The 24,684-nt window shown below is 64.7% G+C and carries 21 protein-coding genes and 1 tRNA gene; 11 read left to right on the top strand and 11 right to left on the bottom strand.

Annotated features, from left to right (window positions below; all coding sequences use genetic code 11):
• Positions 1-13: 13 nt before the first annotated feature.
• Entirely contained in the window at positions 14-289 is a 276-nt protein-coding gene (locus AT984_RS14470; RefSeq protein ID WP_058720697.1) for a hypothetical protein, read from the bottom strand.
• A gap of 136 nt (positions 290-425) precedes the next feature.
• On the opposite strand from AT984_RS14470, the gene hemA reads away from it, so the two are divergent.
• The 6 genes from hemA to AT984_RS14500 all read left to right on the top strand — a co-directional run bounded on the left by hemA (position 426) and on the right by AT984_RS14500 (position 5,539).
• Positions 426-1,760 (top strand): glutamyl-tRNA reductase, encoded by a 1,335-nt coding sequence (gene hemA, locus AT984_RS14475; protein ID WP_058720698.1) that lies wholly within the window; start codon positions 426-428, stop codon positions 1,758-1,760.
• An 89-nt stretch (positions 1,761-1,849) separates the two neighbouring features.
• On the top strand, positions 1,850-2,938 hold the full coding sequence (gene prfA / locus AT984_RS14480; protein WP_058720699.1) for a peptide chain release factor 1: 1,089 nt from the start codon (positions 1,850-1,852) through the stop codon (positions 2,936-2,938).
• Positions 2,935-3,777: a peptide chain release factor N(5)-glutamine methyltransferase gene (prmC, locus tag AT984_RS14485; RefSeq protein ID WP_058720700.1), complete on the top strand. Its 843-nt coding sequence runs from the start codon at positions 2,935-2,937 to the stop codon at positions 3,775-3,777. Before prfA ends, prmC begins: the two co-directional genes overlap by 4 nt.
• 137 nt (positions 3,778-3,914) lie before the next feature.
• Complete coding sequence (locus AT984_RS14490) at positions 3,915-4,574, top strand: hypothetical protein (protein ID WP_156422040.1); 660 nt, start codon at positions 3,915-3,917, stop codon at positions 4,572-4,574.
• A 63-nt stretch (positions 4,575-4,637) separates the two neighbouring features.
• Positions 4,638-4,955, top strand: coding sequence for a Grx4 family monothiol glutaredoxin (gene grxD, locus AT984_RS14495; RefSeq protein WP_058720702.1), 318 nt, complete (start codon positions 4,638-4,640; stop codon positions 4,953-4,955).
• An 8-nt stretch (positions 4,956-4,963) separates the two neighbouring features.
• The gene (locus AT984_RS14500) at positions 4,964-5,539 is read left to right on the top strand and encodes a UbiX family flavin prenyltransferase (protein ID WP_058720703.1); all 576 of its coding nucleotides are present in this window, start codon (positions 4,964-4,966) and stop codon (positions 5,537-5,539) included.
• A gap of 61 nt (positions 5,540-5,600) precedes the next feature.
• On the opposite strand, the gene AT984_RS14505 is transcribed toward AT984_RS14500, so the two are convergent.
• Both AT984_RS14505 and AT984_RS14510 read right to left on the bottom strand, forming a co-directional pair.
• Positions 5,601-6,227, bottom strand: a complete 627-nt coding sequence (locus AT984_RS14505) for a lytic transglycosylase domain-containing protein (protein ID WP_058720704.1) — start codon at positions 6,225-6,227, stop codon at positions 5,601-5,603.
• A complete protein-coding gene (locus tag AT984_RS14510; protein ID WP_058720705.1) occupies positions 6,227-7,972 on the bottom strand; it encodes a proline--tRNA ligase in 1,746 nt (581 codons plus the stop codon). The genes AT984_RS14505 and AT984_RS14510 overlap by 1 nt, the downstream gene beginning before the upstream one ends.
• Before the next feature lie 140 nt (positions 7,973-8,112).
• On the opposite strand from AT984_RS14510, the gene AT984_RS14515 reads away from it, so the two are divergent.
• The gene (locus tag AT984_RS14515; protein ID WP_082680041.1) at positions 8,113-8,757 is read left to right on the top strand and encodes an RNA pyrophosphohydrolase; all 645 of its coding nucleotides are present in this window, start codon (positions 8,113-8,115) and stop codon (positions 8,755-8,757) included.
• A 3-nt stretch (positions 8,758-8,760) separates the two neighbouring features.
• Here AT984_RS14515 and proB read toward each other — a convergent pair whose 3' ends face one another.
• The 4 genes from proB to rplU all read right to left on the bottom strand — a co-directional run bounded on the left by proB (position 8,761) and on the right by rplU (position 11,748).
• On the bottom strand, positions 8,761-9,888 hold the full coding sequence (gene proB / locus AT984_RS14520) for a glutamate 5-kinase (RefSeq protein ID WP_058720706.1): 1,128 nt from the start codon (positions 9,886-9,888) through the stop codon (positions 8,761-8,763).
• Positions 9,885-10,973 (bottom strand): GTPase ObgE, encoded by a 1,089-nt coding sequence (obgE, locus tag AT984_RS14525; RefSeq protein ID WP_058720707.1) that lies wholly within the window; start codon positions 10,971-10,973, stop codon positions 9,885-9,887. The genes proB and obgE overlap by 4 nt, the downstream gene beginning before the upstream one ends.
• Positions 10,974-11,136: 163 nt before the next feature.
• Complete coding sequence (gene rpmA, locus AT984_RS14530) at positions 11,137-11,394, bottom strand: 50S ribosomal protein L27 (protein ID WP_058720708.1); 258 nt, start codon at positions 11,392-11,394, stop codon at positions 11,137-11,139.
• A 42-nt stretch (positions 11,395-11,436) separates the two neighbouring features.
• Positions 11,437-11,748, bottom strand: a complete 312-nt coding sequence (gene rplU / locus AT984_RS14535) for a 50S ribosomal protein L21 (RefSeq protein ID WP_058720709.1) — start codon at positions 11,746-11,748, stop codon at positions 11,437-11,439.
• 312 nt (positions 11,749-12,060) lie between these two features.
• On the opposite strand from rplU, the gene AT984_RS14540 reads away from it, so the two are divergent.
• The 3 genes from AT984_RS14540 to AT984_RS14550 all read left to right on the top strand — a co-directional run bounded on the left by AT984_RS14540 (position 12,061) and on the right by AT984_RS14550 (position 13,947).
• Complete coding sequence (locus tag AT984_RS14540; RefSeq protein WP_082680042.1) at positions 12,061-12,990, top strand: polyprenyl synthetase family protein; 930 nt, start codon at positions 12,061-12,063, stop codon at positions 12,988-12,990.
• Positions 12,991-13,083: 93 nt separating this feature from the next.
• Positions 13,084-13,160, top strand: a tRNA-Pro gene (locus tag AT984_RS14545).
• A gap of 184 nt (positions 13,161-13,344) precedes the next feature.
• Positions 13,345-13,947, top strand: a complete 603-nt coding sequence (locus tag AT984_RS14550; protein WP_197418110.1) for a 2-hydroxychromene-2-carboxylate isomerase — start codon at positions 13,345-13,347, stop codon at positions 13,945-13,947.
• Positions 13,948-14,322: 375 nt separating this feature from the next.
• On the opposite strand, the gene AT984_RS14555 is transcribed toward AT984_RS14550, so the two are convergent.
• The 4 genes from AT984_RS14555 to recC all read right to left on the bottom strand — a co-directional run bounded on the left by AT984_RS14555 (position 14,323) and on the right by recC (position 24,000).
• Positions 14,323-14,562: a hypothetical protein gene (locus AT984_RS14555; protein ID WP_156422041.1), complete on the bottom strand. Its 240-nt coding sequence runs from the start codon at positions 14,560-14,562 to the stop codon at positions 14,323-14,325.
• 72 nt (positions 14,563-14,634) lie between these two features.
• The gene (recD, locus tag AT984_RS14560) at positions 14,635-16,653 is read right to left on the bottom strand and encodes an exodeoxyribonuclease V subunit alpha (protein ID WP_058720711.1); all 2,019 of its coding nucleotides are present in this window, start codon (positions 16,651-16,653) and stop codon (positions 14,635-14,637) included.
• Positions 16,650-20,429, bottom strand: a complete 3,780-nt coding sequence (recB, locus tag AT984_RS14565; protein ID WP_058720712.1) for an exodeoxyribonuclease V subunit beta — start codon at positions 20,427-20,429, stop codon at positions 16,650-16,652. Before recB ends, recD begins: the two co-directional genes overlap by 4 nt.
• Entirely contained in the window at positions 20,422-24,000 is a 3,579-nt protein-coding gene (gene recC, locus AT984_RS14570; RefSeq protein ID WP_058722343.1) for an exodeoxyribonuclease V subunit gamma, read from the bottom strand. Before recC ends, recB begins: the two co-directional genes overlap by 8 nt.
• Before the next feature lie 267 nt (positions 24,001-24,267).
• Between recC and AT984_RS14575 the strand changes: the two genes are divergently transcribed.
• Complete coding sequence (locus AT984_RS14575) at positions 24,268-24,681, top strand: SRPBCC domain-containing protein (RefSeq protein ID WP_058720713.1); 414 nt, start codon at positions 24,268-24,270, stop codon at positions 24,679-24,681.
• Positions 24,682-24,684 lie beyond the last annotated feature (3 nt).

Below are 24,684 nucleotides of genomic sequence, written 5' to 3' on the forward strand. Positions count from 1 at the left end.
GCCTGCAAGAAAGCTACTTGGGCCTGAACGCCAGCCACCACTGCGGCAGGCAGATGCCCAGCAGCAGCAAGGCATAGCCCAGCATCTTGCCGTCGCGGCCCAGTAGGGCCAAGGCGGCCAGGGTAGCCAGGCTGCCGCCCACGCCACCCCAGGTGGCCAAGCGGCGCCAAGCCAAGGCTTTAAGTTCACGCCGCCACAGCAGCTTGGCGAATAAGGCCAGAAGGCCGGCCAAAACCCAAGCCGGGGCAAAGAGATTGCTGAAATGCCAGAAGGCGTCGATGGGGCTCAAGTGGGCGGCCTTGGGGCTTGGGGTGAAGGGAAATCCGGCGCAGTCTTGAGCTAGCTCAAGACATTTGTGTGCACAAAATGGGCTCTCGCCCTGCTTGAGCGGCTGGTCTGATCGTTGTCAATTTTATAATCCTGCCATGTCAGTCTTCGCCCTCGGCTTGAACCACAACTCCGCGCCTCTGGATTTGCGCGGCCGTTTCGCGTTCACGCTGGAGCAGTTGGCCCCCACTTTGCTCGGTTTCCGCCAGCAAATGTCAGCGGGTCGGCCGGCCGAAGCCACCATTTTGTCCACCTGCAACCGCACCGAGCTTTATGTGGCGGGCGAACCCGGCATGGTGCAGCCCGCCGTGGATTGGCTAGCCGGCATCGGCGGTGTGGGCTCCAGCGCGCTCATGGATCACGCTTACGTGCTGGAAGGCAGCGCCGCAGCGCGCCATGCCTTCCGCGTGGCCAGCGGTCTGGACTCCATGGTTTTGGGCGAGCCGCAAATCCTCGGCCAGATGAAGCAGGCAGTGCGCGAGGCTGATCAAGCCGGCACCGTTGGCAGCACCTTGCACCAGCTGTTTCAGCGCAGCTTCTCAGTGGCCAAGGAAGTGCGCAGCTCCACCGAGATTGGCGCCCACTCCATCAGCATGGCCGCCGCCTCGGTGCGCTTGGCCGCGCAATTGTTTGAAGACCTCAGCCAAATCAAAGTGCTGTTTGTCGGCGCCGGCGAAATGATCGAGCTGGTGGCCACCCATTTCGCCGCCCGCAATCCCAAGGCCATGGCCGTGGCCAACCGCACCCTGGAGCGCGGCGAAAAGTTGGCCGGCCGCCTGGGCGCGGAAGCAATCCGCCTTGCCGACCTACCGCAGCGCCTGCACGAATTCGACGCCGTCATTTCCTGCACCGCCAGCAGCCTGCCCTTGATCGGCCTGGGCGCGGTGGAGCGGGCGCTCAAGGCGCGCAAGCACCGGCCCATGTTCATGGTGGACTTGGCCGTGCCGCGCGATATCGAGCCCGAAGTTGCCAAGCTGGACGACGTTTACCTCTACACCGTGGACGAATTGGCCAGCCTGGTGCAAACCGCCGGCGAGAAACGCCAGGCCGCTGTGCAGCAGGCCGAGACCATCATCGAAACCGGCGTGCAAAGCTTTGTGCACTGGCTGGGCCAGCGCCACACGGTGCCGCTGATCCTGGCGCTCAATGCCCAAGCCGATGGCTGGCGCGAACATGAGATTCAACGCGCCCGCAAGCTGCTGGCCAAGGGCGCGGATGTGGATGTGGTGCTGGAAGCGCTGTCGCGCGGCCTGACCCAGAAAATGCTGCACGGCACCCTGGCCGAGCTGCACGCCAGCGAAGGCGAGCAGCGCATGCAGCTGGCGCAAACCGTCTCGCGCCTGTTCCTGCGCGGCAGCAGCCGCAACCCGGCTAACGCGGTCACCAGCGATAGTGGCGATAGTGGCGATAACGGCAACAGCCGCGAGCATTAGCGACAGCGCTTCACCCCCCTGCCCGCCCGCCTGCCCCTGCTACAAGGCTTGGCGCATGCGCTTGTCGCCCTGCTCCCGGAATTCGCCCCATGAAAGATTCACTGCGCCAGCAGTTCGAGCGCCTGGCCTACCGCCTGGCCGAGCTTGACACCATTCTTGCCGACGGCAGCGCCGCCGCCGATATGAAGCGCTACCGCTCGCTCACCAAAGAGCAGGCGGAGATCTCCGAGCTGGTCAGCCAGTACCGCCAATACCAGCAATGCGAGGCCGATCTGGCCGAGGCGCAAGCCTGGCTAGCTGACCCCGAGATGGCCGATATGGCCAAGGAAGAAATCGCCACCGCGCAGGCCGAGATGACGCGCTTGCACGCGGCCCTGCAGCTGTCCTTGCTGCCACGCGACCCGGACGATGAGCGGCCGGCCTTCTTGGAAATTCGCGCCGGCGCGGGCGGTGACGAGTCGGCGCTGTTTGCCGCCGATCTGGCCCGCATGTATCTGCGCTACGCCGAGCGGCGCGGCTGGAAGACCGAGGTGCTGTCGGCCAGTGAATCCGATCTGGGCGGCTACAAAGAGTTGGTGCTGCGCATTAACGGCGAGAAGGTCTACGGCAGCCTCAAGTTCGAATCCGGCGGCCACCGCGTGCAGCGTGTGCCGGCCACCGAGTCGCAGGGGCGCATCCACACCAGCGCCTGCACCGTGGCCGTGCTGGCTGAGCCCGACGAGGCCGAGGAAATCACCCTCAACCCGGCCGAGTTGCGCATCGACACCTACCGCGCCAGCGGCGCCGGCGGCCAGCACATCAACAAGACCGACAGCGCTGTGCGCGTCACCCACGTGCCCACCGGCCTGGTGGCCGAGTGCCAGGACGACCGCAGCCAGCACCGCAACAAGGCCAAAGCCCTGGCCGTGCTGAGCGCCCGCCTGCGCGACAAAGACCGCAACGAGCGCGCCGCCAAAGACGCCGCGGCCCGCAAGAGCCTGATCGGCACCGGCGACCGCAGCGACCGCATCCGCACCTACAACTTCCCGCAGGGCCGCCTGACCGACCACCGCATCAATCTGACGCTCTACAAGCTGGGCGCCATCATGGACGGCGACCTGGACGATGTGGCCGCCGGCCTGCAAGCCGCGCAGGCCGCCGAGCAATTGGCGATTCTGGAAGAAGGCAAGTCGGCATGACGGCGCCGAGCGATGTCAGCGCCGCCCTGCAGTTAGCGCAAGCCATGGGCCTGGATCGCTTGGATGCCCAGCTGCTGCTGGGCCATGCACTGCAGCGCAACCGCGCCTGGTTGATCAGCCATGACGATGCACCCTTGGCCGCCGAGGTGGCCGAGAGCCTGCTGCAGCAATTCCGCCAACGCGCCGAGGGCATGCCCCTGGCTTATCTGACCGGCGAAAAGGAATTCCACGGCCTACGCCTGCGCGTCACGCCCGACACCCTGATCCCGCGCCCCGACACCGAAACCTTGGTGGACTGGGCGCTGGAAATCCTGCGCGCCGAATGCCCCGGCCTGCCGCGCGTGATCGACCTGGGCACAGGCAGCGGCGCCATCGCCCTGGCCATCAAGGCCGGCCATCCACAAGCCGATGTGCACGCGCTGGATTTCAGCTCGGCCGCGCTGGCCGTGGCGCAAGCCAATTCACGCGAATTGAACTTGCCGCTGCAATTTCACCAGGGCAATTGGTGGGAGCCGCTGGACGGCCAGCGTTTCGCGCTGATCGTCAGCAACCCGCCTTACATCGCCGGGCAGGACGAACACCTGCCCGCCCTGCGCCATGAACCCCTCAGCGCCTTGACGCCCGGCCGCGATGACGCCACCGGCATGCGTGACTTGCTCACCCTCATCAACGGGGCGCCCGAGCATCTGCTGCCCGGCGCCTGGTTGCTGCTGGAGCATGGCTACGACCAGGCGCCGGCCGTTGCTGCGGCGCTGCAGGCCCGCGGCTTTGCCGAAGTGAGCCTGCGCCGCGATCTGGGCGAGCAGCCGCGCGTCACCGGCGGGCGCTGGCCGGCTTGATGATCTGACGGCCTGATCGTGTGATGGTGGGGTGGCTTGATCGCCACAAAAGGAAGCGCTTCACCGGCAATTTGTCATTTCCCTGCGGACCGGCCTGACGTAGCATCAATCCAAAACCACTGCCGCAGGAGACCGCCATGAAGACCGCGTGTTCAGCTCACCGTCTGCCCTCCCTGCGTGCCTCCCAGTATTCAGCAAGTCTGCTCTTGGCCTTGGCAGCCACGAGCGCGCTGCTTTTTTCACCCAAGCCCGCCCACGCCAGCGATATTGCCGCGGCGGCCAAGCCCAGCGATGGCCTGAAATGGCAGGCCCGCTTGGAGCTGGGTAGCCCGGACGCCGACAAGGCCTACAGCGGCTCGGCCTCTCGCCTACTCAGTGCCCAGCTGATGGGCGACTATTTCCTCACCGGCTCCGGCCTTGGCGGCGTGCAAGGCGGGCTGCGCGCCACCGGCGGCATGCTGCTGGGGCCGCGCTCGATGAGCCAGCACGGCCTGGGCTCAGCGATGGGCGGAAACTCCGCCAGACTGGGGCAAAACTGGTCCATCAGCCAGCGTAGCTTGGGCAGCAGTTCACCGGGCCTGGAAGCGGGCGACCCGACCACCACCATGTCATACCTGGGCCTGGGTTACACCGGCCAGTCGCTGCGCGGCGGTTGGGGCTTCAGCGCCGACTTAGGGCTGCTGAGCAATAGCACCGGCCTGCGCCTGGGCAATAGCCGCGGGCCAGGCATGGATGAGTTGCTGCGCGATCTGCGCTTCCAGCCGGTGCTGCAACTCGGCCTGTCGTACAGCTACTGAATTCGGGGGCTTTACGCCTGACCGATAATCCACCCCAGTTAATTAACCAAGGGGTGTAGAGCTATGAGCGACGTTCAGCAGCGCATTGACGAGCTGGTCAAGAACAACCGTGTTGTCCTGTTCATGAAGGGCACGGCGCAATTTCCCATGTGCGGTTTCTCCGGCCGCGCCATCCAGATCCTCAAGGCCGCCGGTGTCACCGACCTGAAGACCTTCAATGTGCTGGACGACGCCGAAGTGCGCCAGGGCATCAAGGACTACGCCAACTGGCCCACCATTCCCCAGCTCTACGTCAACGGTGAGTTCCTGGGTGGCTCGGACATCATGATGGAAATGTACGAGTCCGGCGAGCTGCAACAGACCCTGGCCACCAGCGCCTGAGCCCCTCAGTGACAACGCCGCAAAGGCTTGTTGTCGGCATCACCGGCGCCACCGGCGCAGCCTACGCGCTGCGTCTGCTGCGCCGTGGCCGCGAGCTCGGGCTGGAAACGCATCTGATCGTCACCCCCGCCGGGGTGCTGAATGCGCACCACGAACTGGGCCTGGACAGATCGAGCCTGGAGCGCGAAGCCAGCTTCGCCTACTCCCCCGCCGATGTGGGCGCCTGCGTGGCCAGCGGCAGCTTTGCCACCGCCGCCATGGTGGTGGCACCTTGCTCGATGAAGACCCTGGCCTCGGTGGCCCACGGCTTCGGCGACAACTTGCTGACGCGCGCCGCCGACGTCACCCTGAAGGAGCGCCGCCGCCTGATCCTGATGGTGCGCGAGACGCCTTTCAATCTGGCGCATCTGCGCAATATGACGGCCGCCACCGAAATGGGCGCCATCATCTTCCCGCCCCTGCCGGCCTTCTATCACCACCCGCAAAGCATCGAAGAGCTGATCAACGAAAGCGCCGAACGTGTGCTGGAATTGGCCGGCGTGCTGGGTGCCGCGCCCAAGGCCTGGGGCGGCCTCAAGAACTGAAGTCGCAAGGCGCAGCGCAGCCGAACTGCGCACTGCCTTGCGGACCTCGTTCACATTGACCCTAACGCTCGCCAGGCATCAACCACTGGCGGCGGCAAGCGAATACCGCATCAGGATATTCGGCGCGACCACGGCTGCCGTTGTAGCGGCCCAGGGCGAGGAACATATCGCCCTTCTCGCGGTCCAGGTAGTGGCGCAGAATCACGCAGCCGAATCGCAGATTCGTCTGCATATGGAAGAGCCGTGAGGCCTGCCCGTCGCCAATCGACTTGGCCCAGAACGGCATCACCTGCATATAGCCACGCGCCCCGGCCGAGCTGATGGCGTATTTGCGGAAACCGCTTTCTACCTGCACGAGGCCCAGCACCAAGCTGGGCTCAAGCCCGGCGCGCTTGGCCTCGTACCAGATCGTTTCGAGAAACTCGATGCGGGTCTGCGTCTCGCTCTTACGGCGCTTGAGCCGCTCGCTCATTTCACCCAGCCAGCGCAGATAGACCAGGCGCTGCTCGACGTCATCAAAGCGCGGTTTAGGTGGCGCGCTATTGGCCACCGCCGCGCTCAGGGCCGAGCGCACCGAGTCGATCAAAGGCTCTTCAACCTGGGCGCCGGCCTGACTCGGCCGCGGCAGCCAGCCCGCCGCCAAAGCAGCCAGCAAGAGGCCGCGGCGGCGCAACTCCTGAGGGCCCATCAAAGCTTCAGCTTGCCCTTCAGATGAGCCAGCACATCGGCCAGAGCCAGCTTGCTGGCCTCGGCATCGCGGCGGCCTTGCACTTCGACCTGGCCTTCTTTGAGGCCACGGTCGGACAGCACCACACGCTGCGGTACGCCGATCAACTCCCAGTCGGCGAACATGGCGCCGGGGCGCTCGCCACGGTCATCCAGCAGCACATCCACACCCAGGTCGCGCAACTCGTCGTAGAGCTTGTGAGCGGCGGCCTTGACCTCTTCGCTGCGGTCCATGCCGATCGGGCAGATCACCACGCTGAACGGCGCCAAGGCGTCGGGCCAGATGATGCCGCGGGCATCATGGTTCTGTTCGATGGCGGCGCCCAAGATTCGGGTCACACCGATGCCGTAGCAGCCCATCACCATGTGCTGGGGCTTGCCGTTCTCGTCCAGGAAGGTGGCGTTCATGTCCTTGGAGTACTTGGTACCCAGCAAGAACACATGGCCCACTTCGATGCCGCGTTGAATCGCCAGCACGCCCTTGCCGTCCGGCGAGGGATCACCGACCACGACGTTGCGGATGTCCGCCACCAGATCTGGCTCGGCCAGGTCGCGGCCCCAGTTGGCGCCGGTGAAGTGGCAATCCATCTGATTGGCGCCGCAAACAAAATCGCTCATCAGTGCGACCGTGCGGTCAGCCACCACCTTGACCGGCTTGAGCAACTTGATCGGGCCCAGATAGCCTGGCTTGCAGCCGAAGTGATCCTCGATCTCGGTATGCGTCGCGAAGCGGAAGCCACCCTTCAGACCCTCGATCTTGCCGGCCTTGACTTCGTTCAGCTCATGGTCGCCACGCAGCAGCAGCAGCCAAACGGTGGATTTGACGATGGCGCCGTCTTTATCCAGTTCATCACTGGCCAAGACAATCGACTTCACGGTTTGACTCAGCGGCAAGCCCAGCAGCGCCGCCACGTCTTCACAGGTGCTCTTGCCCGGTGTGGGCGCGAGGGTCAGGTCTTGCGTCGCAGCCGCGCGCTCGGCCAGCAAGGCCACGCCTTCGGCCAATTCGATATTGGCGGCGTAGTCGCTGGTCGGGCAGTAGACGATGGCGTCTTCACCGGTGTCCGCGATGACCTGGAACTCATGCGAAATTTCGCCACCGATGGCGCCGGTGTCGGCCGCCACGGCGCGGAACTGCAGGCCAAAGCGATCGAAGATGCGCTGGTAGGCCGCGTACATATTTTGGTAGCTCAGCGTGGCGGTGGCCACATCGCGGTCGAAGGAATAGGCGTCCTTCATCGTGAACTCACGACCGCGCATGACGCCGAAACGCGGGCGGCGCTCGTCACGGAACTTGGTCTGGATGTGATAGAAATTCTTGGGCAACTGCTTGTAGCTGCGCAGCTCCTGGCGGGCGATGTCGGTCATCACCTCCTCAGACGTTGGCTGGATGATGAAGTCACGGCCATGGCGGTCTTTCACGCGCAGCAACTCGGGGCCCATCTTGTCAAAGCGGCCGGTTTCTTGCCACAGCTCAGCGGGCTGCACGATAGGCATCAAGAGCTCGACGGCGCCGGCACGGTTCATCTCCTCGCGGATGATCGCTTCCACCTTGCGAATCACGCGCAAGCCCATCGGCATGTAGTTGTAAATGCCCGCGCCAATGCGCTTGATCATGCCGGCGCGCATCATCAGCTGATGGCTGACAACCTCGGCATCGGCCGGAGCTTCTTTGAGGGTGGAAATGAAGAACTGGGAAGCTTTCATGATGGCGGGCGGACTCGGCAAAAAAGATGCTTCGCAAACGCGGCGAAACAAGGCAAAGGGTGGGGTCAGGGTAAGCGAGGACGATGCCGGGGTGGCATCCCAATGCAATAATCAAACCAACTATAGATTCGAGGTTGATTATGCTCGACCGTGAAGGCTTTCGGCCCAACGTCGGCATCATCCTGCTCAACCACAGGAATGAAGTGTTTTGGGGCAAACGCATCCGCACGCATTCCTGGCAGTTCCCGCAAGGGGGCATCAATTACGGCGAGACGCCTGAGCAGGCGATGTATCGCGAGCTCCACGAAGAAGTGGGGCTCGTGCCCGACCATGTGCGCATCATTGCGCGCACCCGCGATTGGCTGCGCTACGAAGTGCCCGATCATTTCATTCGCCGCGATGCGCGTGGGCACTACCGTGGGCAAAAACAAATCTGGTTCTTGCTTCAGCTGGTGGGGCGTGACTCCGACATGAACTTGCGCGCCACCAACCACCCTGAGTTCGACGCCTGGCGCTGGAACGAGTACTGGGTGCCACTGGAGGCAGTGATCGAGTTCAAGCGCGGCGTGTACGAGAACGCCTTGACCGAATTGGCGCGCTACCTGCCGCGGCTCAATCAGCACAATCGCTATTTGCGCTCGGGCCTGCGTTCGCACCATCATCAGGCAGGCCGCAACGAAGAGGTACAGCCGGGCACGGAAAACGCCCAGACCGAGTCCAATGACGCGGAAGCCAAGCCCAGCGCAACGCCCGACACCAGGCATCAGCCCGGGTCGAGTGGCTAAGGCTTAAACGGCGGCGGTCAAGACTAAGTTGTCGCGGTGAATCAGCTCGTGCTCGGCCACATAGCCCAGCACGCGCTCGATCTCGCTGCTGGCCTTGCGGGCGATCAGCCGTGCTTCGGCGCTGGAGTAATTACTCAAGCCGCGCGCCAGCTCCAAGCCAGACGGATCACGCACCGCGATCACCTCGCCGCGACGGAAGTCGCCTTGCACATCGGTCACGCCGATGGACAAGAGACTCTTGCCCTCGCCTTGCAGCTTGGCTGCTGCGCCGGCATCCACCGTCACGGCGCCACGCAGCTGCAGATGATCAGCCATCCACTGCTTGCGCGCCGCCATCTTCGGCGTGCTGGCGAGTAGCGCGGTGCCAATGGCTTCGCCGGCCACCAGGCGCAGCAAGACATCGGGCTCGCGGCCCCAGGCGATGACGGTGTTGGCGCCACTGCCGGCCGCGCGTTTGGCAGCCAAGATCTTGGTGATCATGCCGCCGCGCCCCAGGCTTGAACCGGCGCCACCGGCCATCAATTCCAGCTCGGGCGTGCCAGCCTGAGCCTCATCAATGAAGCGGGCATTGGGATCTTTGCGCGGGTCGGCCGAGTAAAGGCCACGCTGATCGGTGAGGATGATCAAGGCATCGGCCTCGACCAGATTGGCCACCAACGCACCCAAGGTGTCGTTGTCACCGAACTTGATCTCGTCGTTGACGACGGTGTCGTTCTCATTGATGACCGGCAGCACGCGGTGCTGCAACAGGGTCAGCAGCGTGGAGCGGGCATTGAGATAGCGCTCACGGTCGGCCAAGTCGGCATGCGTCAGCAGCACTTGCGCGCTGCCCATGCCCTGCTCCCGCAGCTTGGTTTCATACATCTGGGCCAGACCCATCTGGCCCACCGCCGCAGCGGCTTGCAACTCGTGCAATTCCTTGGGACGGGTGGCCCAGCCGAGGCGCTTCATGCCTTCGGCGATGGCGCCGCTGGACACCATCACCAGCTCGCGCCCTTCACTTGCCAAGGCCGCCAGTTGGCGACACCAGTTGGCAATGGCATCGGCATCCACCCCGCGACCTTCATTGGTCACGAGGCTGGAACCTACTTTAACGACAATGCGCCGCGCGCCTTTCAGCGCGCCACTCATGCTGCGTCGTCGTCCGCCGCAGGCGCTGCCGGCTTGCCATCCGGGAAGCGGGGATCCACTTCGACGATGACGCGCTGGGCCGAAGCCACATGGTCGTAAATGGCGTGCACCAGGCTTTGGCACCCGTCGCGCGTCAAGGCCGAGATTTCAAACACCGGGCCCTTCCACTTGTAGCGCTTGATGAAATCTTTCACCCGCTTGGCGCGCTCGTCTTCCGGCACCATGTCCAGCTTGTTGAGCACCAACCAGCGCGGCTTGTCGTACAAAGACTCGTCGTACTTCTTCAGCTCGGCCACGATGGCCTTGGCTTCCGCCACCGGGTCAACCGCCGGATCAAAGGGCGCCAGATCAACCACATGCAGCAGCAAACGCGTGCGCTGCAAATGACGCAGGAACTGGTGACCCAAGCCCGCACCTTCGGCCGCGCCTTCGATCAAGCCGGGGATGTCGGCGACCACAAAGCTCTTCTCCGGCCCGACGCGCACCACACCCAGATTCGGGTACAGGGTCGTGAAGGGATAGTCCGCAATCTTGGGGCGCGCATTCGACACCGCGGTGATCAGCGTGGACTTGCCCGCATTGGGCTGGCCCAGCAGACCCACATCGGCCAGCACGCGCAATTCCAGCTTGACCTTTTTGGCCTCACCGGGCCAGCCGGGCGTCTTCTGACGCGGGGCGCGGTTGGTACTGGTCTTGAAATGCAAGTTGCCGAAGCCACCGTCACCGCCCTTGGCCAGCAGGATCTTTTCGTCCGGCTCCAACAACTCGGCGATCACCGTGTCGGTTTCCAAGTCTTTGATGATGGTGCCCACGGGCATGCGCAGGATGACATCATCCGAGGCCGCACCGTAGCAATCCGAACCGCGACCGGCCTCGCCATTGCGGGCCTCATGGCGGCGCGCATAACGGTAGTCGATCAAGGTATTGAGGTTGACGTCACCGACGGCATAAACACTGCCACCACGTCCGCCATCACCACCGTCGGGCCCACCGAAGGGGATGAACTTTTCGCGGCGAAAACTCGCACAGCCGGCACCACCATTGCCGGCCACGATATCGATGGTGGCTTCGTCGATGAACTTCATATGTCTTTCTCTGCGCTTCTTGCGGACAGCGGCCAATATTAAGTCAATGCGCACAGGCATTGTTTGCCGCCGCAAAAAGCAAAAGCCCCGGGCTAGCCGGGGCTTTGGGTCGCCGGCGGGCGGCTAGCCCCCGTCGGCGAATCGCATTCGCTGAAGTCTGCGCTTAGGCAGCCGTCACGAACACGGTCTGGCGGCTCTTTTCACCCTTGATGGCGAACGACACGTGGCCGTCAACCAAGGCGAACAGCGTGTGGTCCTTGCCGATACCGACGTTAGTGCCGGGATGGAACTTGGTACCGCGCTGACGCACGATGATGGAACCTGCCGAGATGAGTTGGCCGCCGAAGGCCTTCACACCCAACATCTTTGGTTTGGAGTCGCGGCCGTTTCGTGTTGAACCGCCGCCCTTTTTCTGTGCCATGGATCAGCTCCTTGAACTGTTAGCTAAAGAAGAAAACCGCGCTCAGCCGTTCACCGTGCTGATCAACAGCTCGGTGAAGTTCTGGCGATGGCCTTGACTCTTCTTGTAGTGCTTACGACGGCGCAGCTTGAAGATGCGCACTTTGTCGTGCCTACCGTGAGCCACAACTGTGGCGGAAACGCTTGCGCCCGCAACCAAGGGAGTGCCAATCTTCAATTCAGCGCCGTTGCCGACAGCCAAAATTTGGTCGATCACAATCTCTTGGCCAACATCCGCAGCAATCTGTTCTATCTTGATCTTTTCGCCGGCAGCAACTTTGTATTGCTTACCGCCGGTTTTTATGACCGCGTACATATCAGCCCTTTCAATTAAACCTGCCCGGCACTCGTCAATTCATCAGAGCAAGCCAGGCCAAACCCCTGCCACCCAAGAGCAACAGAGCCCGCGAGTATAGCACGACTTGCTGCTTTGACAAGCGACCAACCGTGCCGCAGCGCCTGCACGACAGCCGCTGTGCAAACCCAAGCGTGCCGCGCCGGGGTTCGCGCGGCTGTTCCTATAATCCACCTTCCGTCCCAATGAGAGCCGAGAGTGCACGCTGCGACTGCTTCGTCCCCCTCCACCGATCCCCTCCTGAGCGAGGCACTTGCCACACTGGCAGCAGAGATGCTGGAAGTCGATGCCGTCATTGCCCAGCGCCTGAGCTCTGACGTGGCTTTGATCAATCAGATTGCCGGCTACATCGTGCATGCCGGCGGCAAGCGCATGCGCCCCAAGCTGGTGCTGCTGTTTGCCAACGCACTCGGCTACGACCAACCTGGGCGCTTTGAACTCGCCGCGGTGGTGGAGTTCATCCACACCGCCACGCTTTTGCACGACGACGTGGTGGATGAGTCCTCGCTGCGCCGCGGCAAGAAAACCGCCAACGCCCTGTTCGGCAATGCCGCCAGCGTGCTGGTGGGCGACTTCCTCTACTCGCGCGCCTTCCAGATGATGGTGTCGGTGAACAAGCTGCGCGTACTGGATGTGCTGGCCGAGGCCACCAATGTGATCGCCGAGGGCGAGGTCTTGCAGTTGATGAATATGCATGACCCCGACATCACGGTGGAAGCCTATCTGCGCGTGATCCGCTACAAAACCGCCAAGCTGTTTGAAGCCAGCGCACGACTAGGTGCCGTGCTGGCGGATGCCGGGCCCGAGATCGAAGAGGCCTGCGCCGGCTACGGCCGCGCTCTAGGCACCGCCTTCCAGCTGATCGACGACGTGCTCGACTACGAAGGCGACAGCCAAGCACTGGGCAAGAACGTTGGCGACGACCTGCGCGAAGGCAAGACTACGCTACCCCTGCTAATCGCCATGGAACGCTGCAATGCCGAACAACGCCAGCTCTTGCGCCACGCCATCGAGCATGGCGAGCAAGAGAAACTGGCCGAGATCGTCGCCATCGTGAGCGAAACCGGCGCACTGGAAGCCACCCGTGAAGCCGCAAGAGCCGAAGCAAAATTGGCTCGCGACTGCCTCAATCTCTTGCCCGACTCAAAATGGCGAAAATCCCTGCTAGAATTTGCGGCTCGGTCGGTTGAGCGCTCTTTCTGAGTCGACTCTCAGCCACTCGAGACAAGCAGTAAAAGAAGTACAAGACGTTTTGCGCTGGACTTGCGAAAAGCCAAGTCCCAGTCGCCAGAACATCGGGGTGTAGCGTAGCCAGGTAGCGCGCCACGTTCGGGACGTGGAGGCCGGAGGTTCGAATCCTCTCACCCCGACCAGGAATTTCTCAAGTCAGCAGAAATCCTCGGTCTTTCAAATCAACTCACCCATGGTTTGTTCAAGTTTGCCCTGCGGCAGGCCTTGACTAGGCGTGTAGTCGAGTTTGGCTCTGCGTCCGCTTTCCGCGCAGGCCTAGCAATCCTCGCCCCTACAATCCGCGCCACACTGATGGAGCTAGCACGCATGTCCGCGCCGATTGATTTCTACTTCGACTTCGCCTCGCCCTACGGCTACATCGCCTCGGCCGTCATCGACCAACTGGCGGAACGGCATGGCCGCAGCGTCAACTGGCACGTGATCGTGCTGGACGCCAATTTCAACTCACTCGAGCGCATCCGCATACCGCACAACGTGATGCGCAGCGACTACATCCGCCGCGATGCCGAGCGCCTGGCCACCTATTACGGTGTCGAGTACAAGACCCCCTCGACCCTGGGCGTGCACACCGAGCAAGCGGCGCGGATCTTCCACTGGATCAACGACCGCAACCCACAGCAAGGCCGCGACTTCGCCAAGCATGTGCTGCAGGCCTATTTCATCAAAGACCAGAACGTCGCCGCAGCCGAAGTGCTGCAGGCCATCTGCGAAGCCATGGGCATCTCCGCCGAGGACTTCCACGAAGCCAGCAGCGGCTCGGCCAGCCGGGCTCGCCTGAAGGCCGAGGTGGACATGGCCGAGGCGCGCGGCGTGTTCGGCTCGCCCTTCTTCATCGTCGAAGGCGAGCGTTTCTGGGGCAATGACCGCCTACCCCAACTCGAACGCTGGCTCGCCAACGGCCCTTACTGAGTCAGGACCGAAGCAAGGCCCTGCGGCCTTGCTGACGCCTGACGAAGGCCGAGCCGCCTACGAGCGGATTGGCTGAGTCAGGACCGAAGCAAGGCCCTGCGGCCTTGCTGACGCCTGACGAAGGCCGAGCCGCCTACGAGCGGATTGGCTGAGGCAGAACCGAAGCAAGGCCCTGCGGCCTTGCCGACGCCTGACGAAGGCCAAGCCGCCCACGAGCGGATTGGCTGAGGCAGAACCGAAGCAAGGCCCTGCGGCCTTGCTGACGCCTGACGAAGGCCAAGCCGCCTACGAGCGGATTGGCTGAGGCAGGACCGACACAGGGCCCAAATGCCCCACTGAGGCCGGACCGGCGCAAGGCCAAGGGCCTTGCTCGCATTACTTCGGCTGCAAACTCGCCGCCAAGCTGCGCAGTGCCGCAGCATCCAAGCTCTTGCCGGGCTGGGCTTCGCAAATCTGCGCCACCCGGTTCAGCAAACCCACCGCAAAGCGGTGCGCTGCCGCCAGCGTTTCTTCGTCGCTGTCGTAAGTGTCATAAGCCTCCACGGCTACGCCGCTGTCCGAGGCGATTTGTTTGACGTCAATCTTCTTGGGTGAAGAGGAATTATTGGTGGCCATGCTGTTGAGCTCCTTTGAATGGCCACCACTGTACTGGAGCGGCAAGGCGCTACGGCCCTGCTGCCGCAGCAACTAGCACTGATCCAGCAAATCAAGCAAGCCACTGGCCCGCCGCGTGCGGCGCCCCAGGGCCTGATCAAAGCTCAGCGCGCGGCCAGTAACGAGGGTGAAAGCCTTGCGGGCGCGCGTGATGCCGGTGTAAACCAATTCACGCGACATCACATGGCTGGCCTTGTCGGGCAGCACCAGCACCGTGTGCTCGAATTCCGAGCCCTGCGATTTGTGCACCGTCATCGCAAATGCGGTTTCCACATCGGCCAGACGGCTGACCGAGACGGAGCGCAGGCTCAGGCCGTCGAGGAAGAAGGCGCGCAGGGCAAGACCTGACCCTGAAACCGAACCAGAGGCTGATCCGGTTTCGGCAAAAGGCTTGAGCACGATGCCGATGTCCCCGTTGAACACCCCCAGCCCCGTGTCATTGCGCGTCACCATGATGGGCCGGCCGGCATACCACTCGCCGCTCTTGCTCAGCAAGCCTTGCTGGATCAGCGCACCCTCCACCGCCGCATTCAGGCCTTGTGCACCCCACTCGCCCTCGCGCACCGCGCAGAGCAGACGGAAGCGCTCAAAAGCCTGGATCACCGCGCGGGCCCAATCATCAAAACCAGCCCGGTCCGGCGCCGCCGGGCCTTGGCGCAGCAGTTCCAGATAGGCACGGTAGCCGCCGGGCGCGCCGCTGCGGCCCCGCTCGGCCAATGGCAAGACTTGGGCGGCACTGGGCGACTCCAGCCACAGCAAGGGCTGGCCATCCGCCAGCGGCTGAGCCGCGCGCAGCAAGGCCGTGGCGGCCTTGCTGTCGCCGCGATTAGCCGCCAGGGCCAGCTGGCCGATGGGGCCACCAAAGCGCCGGCTTTCGCGCAACATGACGGTCTGCTGGGCCAGGGGCTTGGGCGCCAACAAGGGCGGCAGCTGATACTCGGCGGGCAGGGCTCGACCCGTGCTGGCCAAGGCAAAGGCCGCCGTCTCTGCCGAGTAGGCGCCGGCCTGTGCATCGCTGCAAAGATCGCCCAGCACCGCGCCGGCCTCCACCGAAGCGAGCTGGTCCTTATCACCCAGAAAGATCACCCGAGCGCTGGGCGGCAGGGCCTCCAGCAGGCCGGCCATCATTTCCAGATGGATCATGGAGGCCTCGTCCACGATCAACACATCCAGCGCCAGCGGATTGGCCGCATCAGCGCGCAGCTTGCGGGTGTCAGGTCTTGCCCCCAGGAGCGAGTGCAAGGTGCGGGCCGCGCCCAGGGCCTGGGCCAGCTCCTGTCGCGGCAGGCCGCAGTCGAAGTCCGCCGGGATCTCGGCCAGGGCCGATTCGATGGACTGCTTGAGCCTTGCCGCCGCCTTGCCGGTGGGCGCGGCCAGGCCGACGCGCAGATGCTTAGGCCGGCTGTCCTGCGCGAACAGCAGGGCCAGCAGGCGCGCGGCCGTGTAGGTCTTGCCCGTCCCCGGCCCGCCGGTGATGACGGCAAAACGGCCTCTCAAGGCCACGGCACAGGCGAACTTCTGCCAGTCAAAGGCCTCGGTGGGCGGGAATAAGGCATCCAGACGCTGCCGCAGCGCGGCTTCGTCCAGCGCCTCGCCCAGCGCCTGATCCACCGGCTCGCAGCGCCTCAGCACCTGCGTGGCCACACGCTGCTCGTAGGCCCAGTAGCGGCGCAGATACAGGCGGCTACCGCGCAAAACCAGCGGTGTGTTGGCGCTATCGGCTTGATCGCCAGTGGCCACAAGCGCGCTGGCAGCAATCTGGCTCAGCCATTCCGGCAGGCTCGGCGCCAGCTCGGCCATTTGCGCTTGCAGGGCCGTCGTGCCCTCGCTGGGCCAAGTCAGCAAGTCCTCGGCGTCTTGCAGGAGATGAGCCAGATCCAGGCAGCTATGGCCGCGCCCTTCCAGATGACTCAGCAAGGCAGCGGCCAGCAGCAATGCTGGGGGCGCGCTGGGCTCCAGTTCCTGCAAAAAGCTTGCAAAAGCCGGGTCCAGGCGGCGCAGCCAGCCGGCTTCGCGCCAGGTCTGCAGGTTCTTGATCAAGGCCGCGCTCATGCCCCCTCCTCCATCGCCACCGTCAACACATCCTCACGGAACAAGGCATCGAGCTTCTCCAACAATTCCAGTGGCGGCGCCACCGTGTAGCAACCCCGGCCAGGATGGCCAATGCCGCGCAGAAAAAAGAACACCGCGCCGCCGAGATGCTGCGCTGGCGCATAGGCCTCGCCCAGGCGGGCGCGCAGCAGGCGGTGCAGGGCCAGCAGATAAAGCGCGGCCTGCACCTCGTAGCGGTGCTGGGCCATGGCGGCCTCCAGGGCAGCGTCGGCGTAGTCGGCATCGCTCTCACCCAGGGCATTGGACTTGTAGTCCAAAACGTAGAAGCGCCCGCCCTGCTCAAACACCAAGTCGGCAAAACCCATCAACATGCCGCGCAGCTCGCGCTGCGGCAAGGCCGGGCGGGCATGAGCGGCCAGCAGATGCTGGCGGCAGAGTTGGTCCAAGTGGCTGGCGAGCAAGCCTTCGCTCGGAAACCAAAACTCCATCTCGGGCAGGGGCCGCCGAATCTGATCCAGGCTGGCGCCTACGCTGGGGATTACGGTCGCGCAGGCCTCAGTCAGCCAAGCCACTACGGCCTCGGCATGCCCCGCCCAAAGCCCACGCTCGCAACGGCGGGTGAGCTGGGCGCGCAGCTCGGGCGAGTCGCTGAGCGTGCCGCCCTGGGCCGCGCGCTCACTCATCAGCCATTCCAGCTGATCGTGCAAAAAGTTACCCGACAGGGCGCCGCGCGGGAAGGCGTGCCAGGGCGCCGGAGCTTCATCGGCTTTGACCGCATCGGCCTGCATGGGCTCAGGCGCCGTGATGGCTTGCACGGACTCATCCTCACGCGCGGCGGCCACGGTGACGGCCGTGCTCACAGCCCCCTGATGCGGCAAGGCGCGCACCAAGGCGGAGAAGCTGCCAATCGTCCAGCGGCGCTCAAACTCGGCCTCGTAGGCTTGCAACTCGCGCAAGGGTGGCGGCGCCTCGCGCGGGCGCAGGCGGCCGGGCAGCGCGGGTTGCGCGGGCATGGCCAGCACCTGCATCTCCTCATGCCCTTCGGCCAGCAGATTCACCTGTTCGGCCAGGACTTCGCCGCTCATCTTGTGCGGCCCGGCCAGCAGATAGCCCAGGGCGCTGCGATGGGCCGTGCTGTCCTTGCCGCCGCGTTGATTGATGGCAGCCACGCCCACCCACAAGCTGTGGCGGGCCCGGGTCAGGGCGACGTAGAGCAGGCGCAAGTCCTCGCGCTGGCGCTCGCGATCGGCGGCTTCAATCAGCTCGGGCGTGAGTTGCAAATGCAGCTGGGCCTCGCCCTGCTCGTCCGCCACCTTCACATGGCTGCTGCGTCCGTCCACGCCGCGGAAGGCGCAGGCAAAGGGCAGAAAGACCAGGGGGTACTCCAAGCCCTTGGACTTGTGCACCGTCACCACCTTGACCAGATCGGCATCGCTCTCCAGGCGCAGGATCTGTTCCTCCCCGCCGCGCAAGCCGGCGCTTTCAATCTGACCGGCCAGCCAGCGGATCAAGGCCTGCTCCCCCTCCAGCTGACGGCTGGCGGTTTGCAGCATCTCGGCCAGATGCAAGAAGTTGGTCAGCCGGCGTTCACCGTTGGTGTCCAGCCCCAGCAAACCGTCATCGCTGGGCGGCGCCAGCCAGCGCGCCGGCAGGTCCAGCAGATGCAAGGTCTGGCGCAACATGGCCAGAACACCTTGCTTGAGCCAGACCTGGCGCAAGGCTTTGAGGTCCTCGCTGCGGCGATCAAACACCTCGTCGTCCGCCGCCAATACGCTCAGCTCGGCCAGGGACAAACTCAGCATGCGCGTGGCCAGGGCCGCGCGCACCAAGCGGCTGTCCAGCGGCTGGGCCACGGCTTTCAGCCAGCGCAAAAGGTCTTGTGCCTCCACGCTGCCAAACACCGAGTCCTTGTCCGAGAGATACACCGAGGCCACGGCACGCCGCCGCAGCTCGCGGCGCACGGCCGCGGCCTCGCGCCCGGTGCGCACCAGCACGGCGATGTCGGCCGGCCGCAGGCGCGCAAAGGCTTGGGTTTCACTGTCCAGAAAGCCGGCCTGGGGGTCGTTCAGTAACTCCACAATGCGCTGCGCGCAGTGGGCAGCAAACAGGCGCTGGCTGCTGCTGCCGTCGCGCAGCTCGGCATCCACCGCCAGGCTGAGCGCGGGTTGGGGGCCATCCGCACAAACAAAGTCTTGCTTGCGGCCCTTGGCGGCCACGGCCTCAAAGGGCAAAGGCTGCTCGTCAGGCTTGCGGAACATGAAGGCGCCCTCGCCCATGCGCGCCTCGGCCCGCAGAAAGACGCGATTAACCGCGCTCACCAGCGCCTGGGTGGAGCGGTGATTGGTGCTCAACACATAATGCCGCCCCTCGGTGGCACGGCGGGCATGCAGATAGCTGTAGATGTCCGCCCCGCGAAAGCCGTAAATGGACTGCTTGGGGTCGCCAATCAGCAGCAAGGCGTTATCGCTGCGATGCTCGGCGATGCGATAGAGCCGATCAAAGATGCGCAGCTGTAGCGGCGAGGTGTCCTGGAACTCATCGATCAAGGCCACCGGGTATTGGGCCAACATGCGCTGGCGCAGGCGCTCGGCGGCGGGGCCATTCACGTCGGGGTCCAGGGCACGGTCCAGCCGGCTCAGCATATCGGCGAACCCGAAGGTGCCGGCCTTGAGCTTCAACTCCGCCAAGCGCTGCTGAATGCGCGCCGTGGCGTGCTGCCGCGCGAGGTGCCTCAGCTCCGGCAAGGCCTGCAGGGCCTGCATCAATTGATCAAAAGCGGCGAAGTGCTCGGGCAGATCAAAAGCGGCATCGGGCTTCCAGGCCTTTTCCATGCCCTCGGGCGTGAAGCGGGTCAAGCCCGTTTTCATATCGGGGTAAAGCGCGGCAGCGGGCGCGCGGCTGTCCTCACGCGCCCAGGCGGCCAAGGCGGCCAGCCAGTTGCTGTAGTTCTTTTGGTTGAGCGAGCGCTTGTCGAAGGGGCAGCTCTTGAGGGCATAAAGCTCGTCCAGCCAGGCCTGCATCTCGGCCGCGCGCTGATCCCAGCCTTGCTTCAAGTCGGCCAAGGCCGTGGCACGCTGCAGGCTCACCTCTTCAATCAAGGCGCCCAAGCGGCCCTCACCCGCGCCCTCGGGCATGGCGAAGTCCAGCAAGCCACGTGCATCCTTGGCCAGCGCATCGACATGCGGCCAGACGCTCAAGGCCTGCTCCAGCTCGGCGGCGCGCAGGGGATACAACTCGCTGCGCCAGTAGTCTTGGGCGGCCAGGATCTGCAGCTCGCCCTCATTGCCCTGCAGCTCCTCGTCAAACAAGCAGCCGCTATCAAACGCATGCTCGCGCAACATGCGCTGGCACCAGGCGTCGATGGTGTGCACGGCCGCGTCGTCCATGCTCTCGGCCGCCAGGGCCAGGGTCCAGGCGGCGCGCTCACGCACGGCACCTGGCGGGTAGGCTTGCAAAAGGCTGTGCAAAAAGTCGTCGTAATCGGCCTCAGCGCCCTCGCCGCGGAAGCAGCGCGCCGCCTCCAACAGGCGGGAGCGGATGCGATCCGACAGCTCACGTGTGGCCGCGCGGGTGAAGGTCATGACCAAGATTTCAGCAGGCAACAAGGGGCGCTGGAAGGCAGTCGGCTCGGCCGCATCATCGGCAGCGTCCCCATGGCCCAGCACCAGGCGTAGATACAGGGCGGCAATGGTCCAGGTCTTGCCCGTGCCGGCGCTGGCCTCGATCAGGCGGCTGCCCCAGAGCGGGAAGCGCAGGGGATGGAGTGCTTCAGTCATGAAAGATGTTTTCGCTGCTGTGCAGGGTCAGGGTCACGCTGCGGTGCATCCACTGCAGCATGGGTTCAAACAGGCGCCGAGCCAGGGCCTCAAAACGGCCATCGGTGCTGAGGGCCGCAAAGTCAGGGTAGGTGCGCGCCAGACAAGCTTCTTCGCCCTCGCCACTCACGCCGCCAAAGCCGCCGCCCTCAAACACCAGTGCCACATCACGCTGGTCGGCCACAAAGGCCAGCGCCGTCTTGGCAGCAAAAGGCAGGGGCTCCTCCATGCCTTGCTGCCAGGTTTGCAGCAGCGCGTTCAGGCATTCGATGGCCTCTTCTTGCGGCAGCGGGTTGACGTGAATCTGCGCATCGCGCCCCACCAGCACGCCCAGGGCGGGCTCACCGCAGGCGCTGGCCACCAGGCTGCGCAGCCAAGGGGCAAGCAGATGGTCGGCACGCGGCGTGCGGCATTTCTCATCGGCGCACAGCCGGCTGGGCGAAAGCGTCAGCCACACCAACTGCTCAAGCGCAGGCGCCGCCTGCAGGCCGTCTAACCAGTCATCCAGATGCACCGTGCTGCCCGCTCCAGCCTCGGTTTCAGTCTCGGCCACAAAGTGCAGGCGCGCCATCGCCGCCTTGACCGGGAACAGCGACTGCAGCTCCACCCAGGCCTTGAGCATGGGCAGCAAGGTCTGCCCCAGCTGACGCTCGGCGCGGCGCCCCATCTCGCCCAGGGGCAGGCGGCCGGCGGCTTGCACGCGACGGGTTTGCTCCTGGATCAGATCGCTGAGCAAGGCCTCATTGGCGTCCCCCGCATCAACACCGAGCGCCTCCAAGCTCATCAAGACCTCGTGGCTCAGCTCGCTCAGCAGCGCCCATTCCTCCAGGCCGCCCAGGCCAAAGGCCTCGTCGTCCTCGAGGGCCTCTTCTTCATCGCGGAACTGAACATCCAAGCGCTGCTGGAAAAAGCTCTTCACCGGGTTCTTCAAAAACGCCGTCAATGCGCTCAGATTGAGCGGTAGCTCGCGCGAGCCCAGCTCCACCTTGCCCGCCAGGGGCATCGCCCCGGTGGCGCCCGGCCCGCCCGCTTGCGCATGGGCCTGGCGCCACTCGCGGGCATAGGTGAACAAGTCTTGCTCCTGCGCCGCGTGGGTCTTGACCTCGAAATAGCTGCGGCTAAAGGGTTGCAGCGGGTGATGCACCGTGCGCGCCGCCACCGCCGCCTCGCCCCAGCCCGAGGCCAGATAGTCGCGCAGCTGCGAGACCAGCACCGAAGGCGGCTGTTCGCTGTTGTCGCGCACGCTGCGGCCGCTCCAGCTGATGTAGAGCTGCTGGCGCGCCGACAGCAAGGCCTCCAGAATCAGCTGGCGGTCGTCGTCCCGGCCCGAGCGGTCGCCGGGGCGCTGCTGGCCGGGCAGGCCCATCAGGTCGAAGTCGCTTCGGCTGCTGCGGCGCGGGTAATCGCCGTCATTCATGCCCAGCAGGCAGACCAGCTCAAACGGCACGGCCCGCATGGGCATCAAGGTGCAGAAGGTGACGCCGCCGGCCTTGAAGCGGCGGTTCAGCGTCGGCAAATCGATGCCCGACAACCAGGCCTCGCGCGCCACCGGCAGCTCGATGCTTTGCGCAAACTCGGCCGTGTCGCAGGCGCTGAGCCATTGCGTCATGGCCGCCTGCAAAGCACCCAAGGTCTGGCGCTCCTGATCGTCCTGCGCAAGGAAGAAGGTCTCCATCAGCCAAAGCCCGCGCTCGGCCCACTCCAGCGGCGCGACGGGCGTGGCCGCCAGTTCCCACCAGGCTTGCAAGGCGCCCAGCAAATCGGCCAGGCAACCGGCCAGGGCGGCGTCCAGCCCACCCACTTCGGAATAGGCAGCAATGCCCCGGAAGGGCTCGGCCTGGGCCGTGGTGTCGCCCACCGCATAGCCCAGCAAGATGCGGCGCAGGCCGAATACCCAGCTGTTTTGCTCGCCGCAAGCGGCCAGGCCCAGATCGGCGCGCTGCGCTTCGTTCAGGCCCCAGCGTATGCCCGCACCTTCCATCCACTGGCTCAGGCGCGGCAGGTCAGCGGCGCTCAGGCCGAAGCGCGCAGCTAGCCCCGGCACATCCAGCAGATCGCGCACCTCGCTCAAACGGCAGCGCTGCTGGGGCAGGCGCAGCAACCACTCCAGCGCAATCATGAGGGGGTTATGGCCGCGGTCTTTCAGGTCAGCAATATCGAAGGGAATGAAGCGCTTGTCACCACCCCGCCCGCTATTGCCGTATTGGCCGAAGACCGAGCGGATGGCCGGCGCGAAGGCGTCAATGTCCGGCACCATCACGACGATATCGCGCGGCTGCAGCCCACCCTCGGCCAGGCGCTTGAGCAGCTGGTCTTGCAAGATCTCCACCTCGCGCTGGGCGCCATGGGCGATGTGGAAAACGATGGAGCGGTCCTCCGACCCAAGAGTCACCGGCTCATGCTCAGCCAGCGGCACCAGATCGCGGATGCGGGCCTGCACCTGGCCCAGCCAGTGCGCGCCTTCGCCCTCGTCAAACAGATCGATCTTGGCCTGGGCAAAGCGCTCCTGCGCCTGCAGCGCGTCGTCAAAGGCATCGAGCTGGCGCACAAAGTCGCGGCCCTGGCGGCCCCAGCTGGCTAGCAAGGGGTGGGCATGCTGGTGCATGGCTTCCAAGCCCAGCTCGGCCAGGTCCAGACCCTTGCGCAGCGGCTGGCGGCGACGGCTTTGCTTGAGCAGCTCGCGGCCTTCGATGATGTCGGCCCAGTGGTAGCGGCAAGGGTTGGGGATGGCCAGCAAGACCTGGCACGTCTCTGACAAGGCGGCCAGGGCTTGCAAGGTCTGCATGGGCACATGGGTCATGCCGAAGAGCACGACGCGGCGGGCCATGGGCGTGACTGGCGCATGCCCTGCTTGCAAGGCGGCCACGAAGCGCTGGTGCAGCTGCGGCCGGCTGGCGGCGCGCTCCGTCGCACTCAGCGGCTCCTGCAAGGCGCGCCAAAGCAGCGGCTGCCAGCGCTGATCGGCGGGCAGGCTGGGGCTGTTGTGCGGGTCTTGGCCGGTCTGCTGAATTAACACGTCATGGCCCTGGCCCCAGGCATCCAGCCAATCGCTGCGATAAACCTGGTACTGGTCAAACAAATCGGCCAGGCGCTGGGCCAGTTGCAAGCGCCGCTCCATGCCGCCCAGGTGCAAAAACCCAGCCAGCGGCTCAAAGCCCGCCTGGTCTTGCAAAGCGGGCAGCAGCTGCATCAAACGCCAGGTCATCGGCAGCTTGTCCAGCATGGACTCCGCCGGCACGGCCGAGCGGCCCAGCAGCTGCCGATAAGCCCGCCACAAAAAGCGGCCTGGCAGCTCCACGCGGGTGGCCGCACAAATGCCGGTCTGCTGCGCCAGCGTCATCTTCAGCCACTCGGCCACGCCATTGCTCTGCACCAGAAAAATCTCTTCCTCCAGCGGCCCCAGCGGTTGGCGCCGCAACCACTCAAACACCGCCTCGCCCAAAAGCTCGGCGCGATTGCCGTGCAGGACCAAGAGGCCGGGGGTGATCGAAGTACTGCTAAGTTCGGCCGGGGCCGAGGGGCGGTCAGTCATGGAGTTTTTGTGGCTGTGGCGGCGGTAGTGGTGTCGGCAGTTCAAGGCGAGACAGACGGCAATACGAGTGCTGGTCCGCTAGCGTGAGCCATTGTCAGCCAGGGCGACGCCGGCTTGACCCTGAAGAGGAAACTTCCTGCGCCGGAATGGCAATGCTCACGACAAAAGCCAAAGGCTGGCTGGCGGGAGAATCCCTGCAAGTTCTTTTCGGCAGCCTGGATCAGAATCTGGGCCTTAACTTGTTTGCCCCTCGCTCCCGGAGTTCCCATGAAGATCAGCGTCAGCACCCTCATCCAAGCCCCCATTGCCGAAGTCTGGCGCGCCTACACCACGCCCGAGGACATCAAGGTCTGGAACACTGCCTCGCCGGACTGGCACACCCCCGCGGCCAGCGTGGATCTGCGTGTGGGCGGCCAGTTTTCATCGCGCATGGAAGCCAAGGACGGCTCCTTCGGCTTCGACTTTGCCGGCGAGTACACCGAGGTACAGGCACCGCATCACCTGGCCTATCGCTTTGGCGACAGGATCGGCGTAGTTGACTTTTCCGAAGCCCCTGAGGGCGTCAGCGTAACCGTCAATTTCGACAGCGAAGCCACCCACACCGAGGAGCAGCAGCGCAGCGGCTGGCAGGCCATTCTGGACAACTTTGCGCGGCATGTGGAGAAGACGCGCCTGGGCTGAGGA

The sequence above is a fragment of the Paucibacter sp. KCTC 42545 genome, assembly GCF_001477625.1.
Lineage (GTDB): Bacteria > Pseudomonadota > Gammaproteobacteria > Burkholderiales > Burkholderiaceae_C > Paucibacter_A.